General features: G+C 59.2%; 12 protein-coding genes and 1 pseudogene. 10 read left to right on the top strand and 3 right to left on the bottom strand.

The window, feature by feature from the left end; translation table 11 throughout:
* Positions 1–636: 636 nt before the first annotated feature.
* The 5 genes from ASF32_RS16765 to ASF32_RS16755 all read left to right on the top strand — a co-directional run bounded on the left by ASF32_RS16765 (position 637) and on the right by ASF32_RS16755 (position 2,877).
* A complete protein-coding gene (locus ASF32_RS16765; protein ID WP_348271429.1) occupies positions 637–1,056 on the top strand; it encodes a response regulator in 420 nt (139 codons plus the stop codon).
* A 25-nt stretch (positions 1,057–1,081) separates the two neighbouring features.
* Positions 1,082–1,312: a hypothetical protein gene (locus tag ASF32_RS16760; protein WP_056430799.1), complete on the top strand. Its 231-nt coding sequence runs from the start codon at positions 1,082–1,084 to the stop codon at positions 1,310–1,312.
* 151 nt (positions 1,313–1,463) lie between these two features.
* Entirely contained in the window at positions 1,464–1,634 is a 171-nt protein-coding gene (locus ASF32_RS25490; protein ID WP_156467857.1) for a hypothetical protein, read from the top strand.
* Between the two features lie 272 nt (positions 1,635–1,906).
* Positions 1,907–2,032: a hypothetical protein gene (locus ASF32_RS26905; protein ID WP_280136566.1), complete on the top strand. Its 126-nt coding sequence runs from the start codon at positions 1,907–1,909 to the stop codon at positions 2,030–2,032.
* A 605-nt stretch (positions 2,033–2,637) separates the two neighbouring features.
* A complete protein-coding gene (locus ASF32_RS16755) occupies positions 2,638–2,877 on the top strand; it encodes a hypothetical protein (protein ID WP_056430797.1) in 240 nt (79 codons plus the stop codon).
* Positions 2,878–2,898: 21 nt separating this feature from the next.
* Here ASF32_RS16755 and ASF32_RS16750 read toward each other — a convergent pair whose 3' ends face one another.
* Positions 2,899–3,120 carry a hypothetical protein gene (locus ASF32_RS16750; protein ID WP_056430794.1) on the bottom strand — a complete coding sequence of 74 codons (222 nt, stop codon included), beginning with the start codon at positions 3,118–3,120 and terminating at the stop codon, positions 2,899–2,901.
* A gap of 149 nt (positions 3,121–3,269) precedes the next feature.
* Here ASF32_RS16750 and ASF32_RS16745 point away from each other — a divergent pair, with 149 nt between their 5' ends.
* The 4 genes from ASF32_RS16745 (at position 3,270) to ASF32_RS16730 (ending at position 7,838) form a co-directional block, all read left to right on the top strand.
* Positions 3,270–3,509, top strand: a complete 240-nt coding sequence (locus tag ASF32_RS16745; protein WP_156467856.1) for a hypothetical protein — start codon at positions 3,270–3,272, stop codon at positions 3,507–3,509.
* A 409-nt stretch (positions 3,510–3,918) separates the two neighbouring features.
* Positions 3,919–4,341 carry a DUF5681 domain-containing protein gene (locus ASF32_RS16740; RefSeq protein WP_056430786.1) on the top strand — a complete coding sequence of 141 codons (423 nt, stop codon included), beginning with the start codon at positions 3,919–3,921 and terminating at the stop codon, positions 4,339–4,341.
* Positions 4,338–4,601, top strand: a complete 264-nt coding sequence (locus tag ASF32_RS16735; RefSeq protein WP_056430783.1) for a hypothetical protein — start codon at positions 4,338–4,340, stop codon at positions 4,599–4,601. The genes ASF32_RS16740 and ASF32_RS16735 overlap by 4 nt, the downstream gene beginning before the upstream one ends.
* Positions 4,602–4,853: 252 nt before the next feature.
* Complete coding sequence (locus ASF32_RS16730) at positions 4,854–7,838, top strand: M10 family metallopeptidase C-terminal domain-containing protein (RefSeq protein ID WP_056430780.1); 2,985 nt, start codon at positions 4,854–4,856, stop codon at positions 7,836–7,838.
* A gap of 41 nt (positions 7,839–7,879) precedes the next feature.
* On the opposite strand, the pseudogene ASF32_RS26630 reads toward ASF32_RS16730, so the two are convergent.
* Both ASF32_RS26630 and ASF32_RS16720 read right to left on the bottom strand, forming a co-directional pair.
* Positions 7,880–8,247, bottom strand: a pseudogene (locus ASF32_RS26630) (hypothetical protein).
* Between the two features lie 103 nt (positions 8,248–8,350).
* Positions 8,351–9,868: a sensor domain-containing diguanylate cyclase gene (locus ASF32_RS16720; protein WP_162239917.1), complete on the bottom strand. Its 1,518-nt coding sequence runs from the start codon at positions 9,866–9,868 to the stop codon at positions 8,351–8,353.
* 280 nt (positions 9,869–10,148) lie between these two features.
* Between ASF32_RS16720 and ASF32_RS16715 the strand changes: the two genes are divergently transcribed.
* Positions 10,149–11,633 carry a PAS domain-containing methyl-accepting chemotaxis protein gene (locus tag ASF32_RS16715; RefSeq protein ID WP_056430772.1) on the top strand — a complete coding sequence of 495 codons (1,485 nt, stop codon included), beginning with the start codon at positions 10,149–10,151 and terminating at the stop codon, positions 11,631–11,633.
* Positions 11,634–11,748: the final 115 nt, after the last annotated feature.

Here is an 11,748-nt window from a genome sequence, read left to right as displayed (position 1 = left end):
AGCGTGAAAGAGATGCCACTGCGCATCCCGCCAGACTCGCAGGATGGGCCACAAACCAAAACCCTACGCGGACTCAACCGTCAGGGCTCAACCACTAGGTGTGGAGCATGACGCCTCTAGCGCATCGATCGCAGCCTCTACTTTCTCGACCAAAGTAGAATCGGTGATTTCAGAGGCGGTGTCGATCGCGCGGATGCAGATGCTAACCGGTGTCATTTGCGCAGTATCGCACATTCCTACTCCCTTCGAAAAGCCGCTAGCCATTCGCACAGGCGATCAAGATCGAAACCCGATCGGGCTGTAATTAGCCAACGAATGCCAGCACCAAAATCAAGCCCACCATGAAGAACAGGAGAGCGAAGGCGCATATATCGAGCACCCTATGATGATAGGTTGTATCGGTAAGCAGCGCATTCACCTGAATGATCTTTCATGCGCGAGACACTGCCCTTCATGGACTGGCTGAGGGGTTGAAGCACCTAGTCCTGCAGAAGCCCACCACCGGAGCGTGACGCGGCGAGCGCCCCGCCCCCCTTGCTCGCACTCGTGCAGCGGATTGGCTGCTTTAACTCCGGGTGATTGGTGAGGTAGCGAACCGAAATCACCAATGTGAACTTTTGGTCCTGCGCCGGCTTGATGGGCATGGTGAACCCATCGGATGCCCCGTATGCCCTGGTCGCAGATGACGATTTCCTCATCCGAATGGACGCAGAAACGATCTTAGAGGACGCCGGCTTCCACGCTTTGTCCGCCGAGAACGGCGTTGTGGCAATCAAGCTGCTCAATCAATACGCGGGGTCGATCGTCCTCCTGTTCACCGATGTCGAGATGCCCGGTGGGCCGGACGGCTTTGAACTGGCGCAAACGACCGCAAGGCGGTGGCCTGACATCTCGATTGTGGTGGCGTCAGGCGGGGTGAAGCCTGGGCCGGATGATCTTCCGGAAGGCGCGGTGTTTCTGAACAAGCCTTTCAGCGCCCAGATGGTCCACGACCACCTCGACAAGATCCTCCCAGACGGTCGAAAGCCAGAGCCGCTGAAAGCCCGCAGAAAATAGAAGCGACCTATCCAAGGTAAGGCTGATGGACGAACAGGACATGGACGAGCCCGAACTGCAGACGCTCGACCTCCTGAACCGCTTTATCGAGATGACCACGGTGCGGCTCGTCCATTGGATTGACCGTCTGCAGGACCTCGTTGCTCGCGGGGACTGCACCATCGAGGCGATCCGGGTCATCGTGATCGTTGAGATTGCGCTCAGCAGATTGATCGAGGAGCGGCGTCTTCTGGCGCCCGCCGCGCCATCGGTATGAGCCGCATTGAGTCCGAAGCAACTCTCGGCCTTCCCTAGCCAAATGTGACCACAGAGGCGGCCATCTGGCGCTGCAACAATTCGAGCTCGGAAACGTAAAGCCTCGGTCCTTGGAGCAAAGTCGTGTGGCTACGCCCGTTGAGAGTGATTGCGTGACCTACTGGGCGGATTTCGTGCGCCCAGACGGAACGGTATCGCTCACACTCATGCTGTTCGCCCTTGATGATCGCGAAGCGAGGCGCAAGGCAAAGTGGATGGTGGACGACCACGCCGTGGACCTTTGGGACGGCGTGCGTGTGATCGGGCGTTTCCCGTCAATCTAAGGGGCTATCCACTCATCCCGCCAAGCTGAGTGCAATGGCCACGCCCTTGAGGCCATTAGGCAACCCTATCTACCCCCGTGGTTAAGCTGTACCGGTGGCCATCGCCAGCATCCAATCGGCACGCTGACGACCGAGAGACAGAAGCGCTCCCGTCGACACAAGGGAGCGAAGTCGTGCCTGAAGCGCCTCAATCCCGAACCGATAAGCTCGGTGAGCCAAGGCCACCCGCCTATCGCGTGATCCTGCTGGCGAAGACAGGAAGCGTCATTGGCATGGTTCCCATCTCTGTCCAGGATGATGACGAAGCCATCGAACGCGCAAAGGCGATGGTGGACGGCCACGCCGTCGAGCTTTGGGACGGTCTGCGCTTCATCGAGCATTTCCCGCCCGTCGATTAGGAGGCTGCGGACCTCAAGCTCTACCGCCTGGAGCTAATCGAGGTTCGTCCGGTAGAGCGGGATCTTGCGAAGGATTTCCTTGGCTTCGCTCATTAGGTCACGGCTCCGCTCCACCTCTGCCCGTATCCCACGAGCCAACTTAATCGCCTCGCTGACTTGCTCCCGTGCTGGCGGGATGATCTTGATCGCTGTTCGGCTGCTAGTATTCGACACAGTCTTACCATAACGGAGAAGAAGCGAAGGCTTTACGCTTCATCCCTGAGAGTTGCGGCGTTGGTTTGAATGCCCCTGTTATGAGGCCCTTCCTAAATGGCCGCACTCACCTGGGTTGTTGGCTCCAACATTTTCTTGTCGCCCAAATGGAAACGGTAGCACTCCGGACGCCAGCCATCAGCGATAGCTACGTGCATTAGGTAAGCATTTGCATCGTTCACATGTGTAATTGTAACACACTCAAATCTAGAACTGATGAAATATAACATAACAACTTAAGTTAGTGCGTTTCTCACTGCATTGTCTTAGGTGGGGTCATCGCGGCCATACCCTCCGGCCTTCCGCGATTGAGAGACCCTGTGTGCTCCCGCCTTCAACGCGTGGAGAGCCCTTTGCCTCGCTACTATTTCGACATCAACGACGGTCGCAACGAGCGTGACGAAGAGGGGATTCACTGCGCCAGTCTGCAAGGTGCCGTACTTGAGGCCAAGAAGTTGCTCCCTGCTGTCGCGGCCGATGAAGTGCCTAAGGATGGCGAACGCCAAGCAATCACGGTGCTGGTGACGGATGAGGATGGCAAAGCCGTCTATCTGGCGGCTCTGGCCTACACAGGTACGTGGCTGATCCGGTAGCGCTCACTCGGGGGTCAGCGGCTACCCGGACGTAGGTAGTTGCGGATCATTGAGTTGTAATTTAGCATCACCGTAGCGAAGAGCCTCTTTGCGCCGCTCCTCTCGTTGAGAGAGTTCCTGGCCTACCTGCCACAAGAGAGCACGTGTCAGGGCAATCATCGCAGGGGTGCCAGCCTCGATGACAGCCTCATGTGCGGTCAAGCAAGCCTCGGCCATGGCATTGAAACGCTCGTCGTCTTCCATTCCTGCTCGGCCCCCTATCCAAACCAGATGGATACTCGCAGAGTAACTTAAGTAATCAATACGGATCAAACGCAGGTGTTCATTTCTGGTTGCAGTTTGACGGGTCTCCACAGGATGCGGTAATTCGGTTGCGCGCAATGGAGTTATCTATGGGTAAGCGGGATGCGGCTGAGTACGAGCCAGATGGACCGGAATCGCTATTGAAGCGGATCGCTGCGGCGCTCGATTGCCCGGTCGAAGCTTTCTCAGATCCGTCATCGCTTGATCGAAACCAGACGGTCGAGCTTCTGCGGCTTTGGGCCATGCTCAAGGACGAGCAGGACCGATCGAAGGTGTTGAGCTTCCTTCGCACCGTCGCCCTTGGAACAGCGGTTCCTGGCGCTTCCTGACGCTACCAGCGGCTTGGTAAGAGCTCGGTCCTGCTTTCAATTCGACCGCTACGGCCACACAAGAACTCTCACCCCGCAAGATCCGCCAGCAGCGCCCGCGACCGATCCAGCACGGCCCGGCAGTCCCGGCGGAATGCGACCTCCTCAGCGGTGAAGCGCCCGTGCCGATAGGCCCCGTTCCGCTCACCCTTGGGAGCGCCGTTGCCATTGGGGCTGCAATGCGCCGGCAACGGCCGTCCTCCATCGCCCTTCTATAGCCGAGGCCCTAGCCCTTCAGACCATCGCTGAGGGCTCGCAACAGCGGCCCATCAGGGCCGCGCCTTCCTGCTCATTTTCTGATATAAACAGAACAGTGGACAAACCGGCTAACTCATTGCCACCGTTAGATCCGTAGTAGAGTTATGGAACTATGACCGAGCGAAAGAGTAGGTTCGAGAAGGGTAAGAGCGGCAACCCTGCCGGCCGCCCGAAAGGCAGCCGCAATCGCTCCACGCTGGCCCTGAAGGCCATCCTTGAAGGAGATGCCGAGAGCATCGTCCGCAAAGCCATCGAGCTCGCCACCGACGGCGACACGCAGGCGCTCCGGATGTGCCTGGATCGCCTCATGCCGGCAAGGAAGGACCGCCCGGTGCAGTTCGACCTCCCTGTGATCGAGACCACTGCTGACCTCCCCAGGGCCACCCACGCCCTATTGCAGGCCGTCGCCGCCGGCGAGCTCACCCCATCCGAGGCCGCAGACATCTCGAAATCCGTCGATGCTCACGTCCGCGCCATCGAGGCGACGGATCTGCACGAGCGCCTTGCCCGCCTGGAGGAGATGACCCAGCCATGACCTCGAAAGTGATCGATCTCCGCCTCCGCAAGCTGGAAAAGGCGAGGAAAGCCAACCGCTTCGACAACATGTCGGAGGAGCAGCTGAACGAGGAGATCAACCTCTACCTCGGCGAGGTCTGCGAGCCCTATGGCACCGTGAACGCGACGGCCGAGGCCCTGAAGGCTTCAGCTGACCGCCTGGACCAGGAGGTGGCCGGGCACCTCGAATGGTACATTGGCTATGTGGCCGAGGAGCGGGCTGCGGGGCGTATGGGGTGAGGTTTTAGAAGGGAGCATAGTGTCGCATCCGCCACAATCATTACTCACTGTACGATTTTGTTTACAAAATAGATCAAAGCCTCACGCCCATTATTTCGAACTGTCACCATGCTCCCGATCGACTCTGGGATAGGGACGGGTCCAGTTCGTCACGCGGGCAAGTGACGGGTCAATACGATGGCGGCGGACGTTCAGAACTCTCAGGCCCTCATTCCCCTTTACACATCGAACGGGAACCAAGTTTACCGCCCCTTGGACACCGCCGGCCTCCAGAGCGGCATGTTCGCCCATGTTTCCGTGGTTGGCATCGCCGGGGCGGACGGGAAGCCTGTCCCCACCGCGCTGAGCCAGACCCAACCCGCGATACACTCGACTCCCGATGCGACCCACACGACGGGAGTCCAGGTGCCGCCCGCCACCGGCATCTTCCAGGTGGATACCGGATCCTGGGCGACCGTGCTTCCACAAGCCCTCGTCGAGGCCGCGGTTGGGACGATCGACTGGACGAAATATCCTCAGTACCAAAAGGGTAGCCTGGAATACAGCAGCGACGGTACCGTCGAATCCGGCCGCTGGGTTCCGCTGATCCTCGCCTTTCCCGATGCGACCCTGCCGGATGGCAGCGTGCCAACGACGACGGTCACGGCCCTCGTGCAGACCGACGGCGGTTCGGCTCACATGCTCGGTATCGGGTTCAACACGACCTATGCCACCCATGTCGTGGGGACCACACTTACCTCGGCGAACAATGCCGTCCTAAACCTCGCCGACATGAAGAGCGGGGAGATGGCCCATAGCTACATGATCGACAGCGAGGGCATGCATCTCGGCTGGACGATTCCCGATCAGGGGTCGGACTGGACAGTGCAGCAGCTTGACGCAGCCGCATCTACGCCGTCCAGGGGCAGTCCCCAGGACTGGCTGAATCCGACGGGAAGCGTCACCATCGACGGGACGGTGCACGACGACGTCAGCTTCCTGTTCGACACCGGCACACCGAAGGCCTTCGTCCACTATCCGGGCCTGGCCAGCGACGGACGCTTCCTCCCCGATGGCCGCACCGTTTCCGTGTCGGTGCCTGGCGCCCATGGGGACCCGATGACCTACGGTTTCACGACCGGCGATAATGGGGCCGAAACGCCGCCAACGGTCCATGAAAGTCTGGCCACGCACGGCCCCTCTTCATTCATGAACACTGGGGCGAACTTCTTTCGGGATCACCGCTACGTCTACGATGCCGACCGTGGCCTGATCGGCTTCGAAGCCTACGATGCCGCCACCGCCAGCCCAACGATGGCCCAGCAGGTATCCTTCCTGAATGGCCTGTTTCCCGATGGCACGATCGACGGCGATAGCTTCGCCGGCCTGCATGGCGCCACAGCTCACAAGTTCGGAGCGCAAAGAGCCGGGACCGGTGCAGCCGTGACCTACGCCTTCGACCCTGCGTCCGGCTTCTCTGAGACGGAACAAGCGACGGTGCTGCGTGCCTTCGCCACTTGGTCCGGCGTCGCCAACGTCCAGTTCACAGAAGTGGGTACAAGCAGCTCCGCCAACATCCTCATCCAGCGTGGTCACGATGGTAAGGCCGATACAACCTCACCATTACTGACCAGCACGCTTGGCAGCGGTAGTGTCATCGGGCAAATTCAGAAGCAGGTCGTCATCTCGATGGACACAAGTGTCCCCGGGTTCGATCTTTCAGGCTCCCTGACCCAATCCGCCGGTTACGGTTTCAGTGCAATCGTCCATGAGATCGGACATTCTCTCGGCCTTGGACATGCCGGAAACTACAATGCTGGGCATGGATCGGCGGATTACGGATCCAATCAATTCAGTACCTATGATGATAGAATGTGGACAGTCATGTCATACCTTTCGTGGGTGACAGGAGATGCGGCATTCAAATCTGATTATCCTGTCAAGGGAACCAATTGGGGTTATGCCGACGGAGAGCAAAGAGTAGCCCCTCAGAGCCTGATGCAGCTCGATATCCTTGCAATACAGCAGCTTTACGGAGTTGCATTAAGCAAAAATACGCCCTTCACGGGTGGACAGACCTATGGTTTCAACAGCACCATCACCGGAACGCTGGCGGACATCTACGATTTCTCCGTCAACAAACAGCCAATCGTAACCATCTACAACCAGGGGCTCAACAACACCCTCGATCTATCCGGGTTCACGGAGGATGCGGTCATCGATCTCCGACCTGGTGCCTTCAGCAGTGCCGGTGGCTATACCAACAACATTGCTATTGCCCAGGGAACGGTAATCGAGAAAGCGTTCGGAGGGAGCGGCAAGAATACGATCATGGGCAACGACGCCGCCAACGTCCTTCACGGCGGCATCAGCAGCGACACGATCAATGGCGGCACGGGCGCCGACCTGATGAGAGGTCACCAAGGCGACGATATCTACATTGTCGACAACACACGCGACAGGGCCATCGAACGAGCTGGAGAGGGTAACGATACAGTCTTCGCTTATGCAGACTACAAGCTTCGAGACAGCGATTCGATCGAGGTTCTGGTCGCTGTCGATTTAACCCCGAACGTAGGACTGAGACTGACGGGCAATGAACTCAATCAGACCCTACGGGGCGGTGTTGGAAACGACATTTTGAACGGTGGTGGTGGGCACGACAAGCTTTACGGCAATGCGGGCAACGACACCTATCTCGTCCATAGCCAGAACGATCAGGTCTTCGAGTCCGGGACAGGCTGGGACACGGTGGTAGCCTTCTCGAACTATGCGCTTGCAGACGGCCAGACCATTGAGGTTCTGAAGCTCGGTATCGCTACCGGGACGGCGGGGCTCGGCCTAACGGGCAATGACGTCTCCAACATTCTCCGCGGCAACGGCGGCAGCAACTCGCTCGACGGCGGCCTTGGTGCCGATGCGTTGAGGGGGCTGGAAGGGTCCGATACGTTTGTTTTTTCCACCGCCCTTAGTCGGGAAAATGTCGACCGCATCACGGATTTCACTGTTGGGGAGGATGTGATCCACTTGGATCACGCCATCTTCGCCGCTCTGAACCCGGGGGGCCTCAGTGCCGGCGCCTTCAAGAACCTCGATGCGCCTCATGCCAAACTCGATGCCAGCGATCGCATCCTCTACGATCACGATACCGGTGTGCTGTCCTACGACGCGGACGGTAGCGGGACAGGCCACGCCGTACGGTTCGCCGTCCTGACCAACAAGGCCGATCTCAGCTACCACGACATTTTCGTGGTGTGAAGCTATGGACCGAGGTCACCGAAAGGCGGCCTCGGTCCAATCTAGCGATACGGCCCGCGGAACAGGTCGCCCATGGCCTTCCTACGGAACAGGGTCCGCCAGCGTCTCCGCTGATGCTCTGGCCGGTCGTGGATCATGTGACAGCGCTGGCAAAAGGCCGCGAGGTTCGAGCCGGCGTTGTTCGCTGTGTCATGGTCGCGGTGGGCAGCCGTCAGGACCACCCGCGTCGTACGGACCGTGCCGAGCACATCGTCGTCGCCTACCGCTCAGCAGATGATCCGCCCTGCCCCGTCCCGCCAGGTTCCAACCTCCGCGTCCTACCAGCGTCCGTCACCGAGGTGATAGACCTTCTGGCCATGCGGACGCCGGCAGACCTCACAGCGCGCCCTACCCTACGGAAGCGGATCACTTTTGAGAGCTGGGGCCGATTGACAGGTTACATGGCGGAGAAGTGCGTCGCAGGGCGGATGAGGTGACGGACCAAGGGGGCGCATCCACGTTGCCCAGGAGGGTTAAGACCTGAGAGCGGTGTTCTGGGTGCCGGCAACGGTTCGTAGGCCAGCTTCGCGCTCACCTGCGACCCGTATCTGGTTTCGGCCACGGGCCTTGGCCTGGTAGAGTGCGCGATCGGCAATTGCGATGAGAGCAGCCGTATCCGCAGCGCGTACTTGCGGGATCTGAGCCAAGCCCCCGCTGACGGTCAGAACGCCATGCGGGTTTGCCGCGTGTGGCTCTTTCCACCCTGATACAGCTTCGCGGATGCGATCCGCGACGATCTCCGCTCCGGCAGCATCCGTTTCGGGCAGGATCACCGCAAACTCCTCACCGCCGATGCGGCAGGCGATGTCGTGAGCCGGATCGGTCGCAGCCTCGATCGACCGAGCGATCAGCTTCAGCGCTGCATCACCCTTCTGGTGTCCATAGGTGTCGTTGAAGCCCTTGAAGTGATCCGCATCCAGCAAAATCAGGGACAGCGGCTGTTGAGTGCGAACAGAGCGCCTCCACTCCCGTGCGAGCACCTCGTCGAAGCGTCGCCGATTGGCGAGCCCCGTCAGAGCATCTGTGGTCGCCATTTGCTCCAGCTCGACGTTCAGAGTAGCGGTAACCTGCTCGGACCGCTTCCTGCGGCTCAACTCGCGACCGAACATCCAAATTAAGACCACCGTCGTGCCACAGAGGCTGACGACGACGCCGCCAAGCCCCAATGCCTTCCCCAGCCAGTCAGAGTAGACCTGAGCCGGGGTAACGGACGTGCTCAATTGAAGTGGGTAGTCGCCAATCTGAGCGAACACGAAATGACGGTCACCCTCCCCTAACATTGCTGGGCCAATGAAACTGCCGCTTTTGGCGGCTAACATCCTCTGGTAGCTCGGCGTTTGTGCCACGCTGATCCCGAGTCGATCTAGATCAAAGGGGTCACGCATGACGATCGTTCCTTTGGGCCCATACAGGGTGACGGTCCCAAGATGGTCTGCGTCAGCCGTGGCGAAGAGGTTGCGGATGTAGTCGAGCTCAATGCCGCCAACCACGACCCCTGCGAATATGCCGTCTGAGTTCGACAACCGGCGGCTCATGATGAGAACGGGTCGACCGCTGAGGCGGGAGACGATGGGCGTGCTGATATGCAACCCGTCATCCGCTCGGTTAGCGAAGTAGCGAAAGTACTCCCGATCTGACGCATTGAAGGAGACGGGCCCGAGCGTTTGAGAGTTGGCAATGACATCGCCATCCCGGTCCAAGACCAAAAGATTGGCGAAACCTGCCGCTGAGGTCGCTCGGTCAAACAGGATCATTTGTCGCAACTCGGGGAGCGCCTGCATCACCTCGGATCGTTTCATGCCATCGACGACCGCTCGCAGGGAAAGATCGTACATCTCGATATTGCGCGCGATGTCACGGCTCAGAACCTGCACCACGCTGCGCGAGCTGATCTCGGTGCGCCGCGTTGCATCGAGGCGCATCTCCCAGAGGAGGAACGCCGCGACTGCGCAAATGCCGATCACTGAAAGCAGGTTCAGGGCGCCCAGCAAGAAGGCTGATTGCATCCAGCGAGACGAATGCCGAACGGCAGTTGATGCGGACATTTTGCACCTCATGCGGTGAGCCATCATGGGCTCCTAATCGTAGGCCCAGTCCGCACGTAGTACAGAAAGTTCTCATGTCAGTTGAATTTTGGGCGAAGTTGAACTTATTGTTAACGAATGCGGCATGATGGTGACCACCTGTTGTTCAAGTATTCAGCTAGGGCTGGAGCGTAGTTTGTGGGCACTACGGGCCGACATCGCGCGATAGCTTTCGAAAGTTTTTTCAATGCTCTTCAGTCGCAATCATCATTCGACGGCGGAAGATAGCGCTAAGCTCGCTGCGCTCGAGCGGTCCCAGGGAGTGATCGAATTCGATCTCAATGGAACTGTCGTTCGCGTCAATGAGAACTTCCTTTCCGTGCTTGGTCTTAGCGCAGAGGAGGTCGTTGGGCAGCAGCACCGAGACTTTGTCGAGCCGGCCGTGAGGGACAGTCGCGCCTACAAAGAGTTTTGGGAGAAGCTTCGAGCTGGCGAGTTCCAGGCCGGGCAATTCAAGCGCATCGGCAAGGATGGCCGCGAGGTCTGGATCGAGGCGTCCTACAACCCGATTTTTGATCGTCGTGGCAAGCCCTACAAGATCATTAAATTCGCTGCCGACATTACACGGCAGAAGCGGCTCGATGCGGATCGCGAAGGGCAGATCGAGGCCATCCAGAAGGCTCAGGCCGTCATCGCCTTCGATCTAGACGGAACCATCATTGAGGCCAATGAGAACTTTCTGTCGGTCGTGGGCTACACGCTGCCCGAGATTGTCGGTCAGCGTCACAGGATGTTCGTCGATCCAGCGTTCGCCGACAGTCCCGCTTACGCTGCGTTCTGGGCCAACCTGCGCCAGGGTGAGTACCAGAAGGGGCAATTCAAGCGCATCGGCAAGGATGGCCGCGAGGTCTGGATTGAAGCTTCCTATAATCCCATTTTTGATGCGAGTGGGCGTCCCTACAAGGTCGTGAAGTTCTCGACCGATATTACGGCGCAAGTCGCCTTGTTGGCTGACCTCGAGCGCCTGATCGAACAGAATTTTGCTGAGATCGACGGTGCTGTTTCGCTCTCCTCGCAGGAGTCGAGGTCTGCCACTCAGGCTGCCGGACGTACAGCCAGCAACGTACAAACCATGGCTGCCGCCTCCGAAGAACTGGCGGCCTCTGTCGATGAAATCTCACACAGCATGAGCAAGGCACGCGCCGCAACGGACGATGCGCATGCGCAGGTAGAGGTAGCGGGTGCGGTTACCCAGAAGCTCACAGCAGCTGCGACGGCGATGAGCGGCATCGTGGCCCTGATCCAGACTATCGCCAGCCAGATCAACCTGCTGGCCCTGAACGCGACCATTGAGGCGGCTAGGGCTGGCGAAGCAGGACGCGGCTTCGCTGTGGTCGCGCAGGAGGTCAAGAACCTCGCCGTCCAGGCAGCCCGTGCCACGAGCCAAATTTCCAGTGAGATCGATAGCGTACAAGCAGCTTCGGAGCAGGTCACTGGTACGCTCGGAACGATCCAGGGATCGGTCGAGACCATGCGGGACTACGTTGTCAGCACGGCCGCTGCGGTTGAGGAGCAGAGCGTGGTGACACGTGAGATATCACTCAGCATGCAGGAGGCAGCCGAAGCAGTTCGAGCCATTTTACAGAACGTGCTGGCGATCTCGGCATCGATCGACGAGGTCTCATACGCTGTCGACACGACAAAGCAGGCTGCTCGTGTTCTCGCTCGTTGAGAGTCTGAGGCGCATTGCTGTCAAACAGCGTTGAACATTGACCCTGGATCGGCGTCGAACTTTGACCCCCTGGATGGGTATGGCGGGACGCCCCTGATCAGCCCGGCGAAGCGGG

This window comes from Methylobacterium sp. Leaf91, assembly GCF_001422815.1.
Taxonomy (GTDB): domain Bacteria; phylum Pseudomonadota; class Alphaproteobacteria; order Rhizobiales; family Beijerinckiaceae; genus Methylobacterium.
The sequence above is the reverse complement of the archived record's forward strand: the minus strand, read 5'-3'. Positions and strand labels throughout refer to the sequence as shown.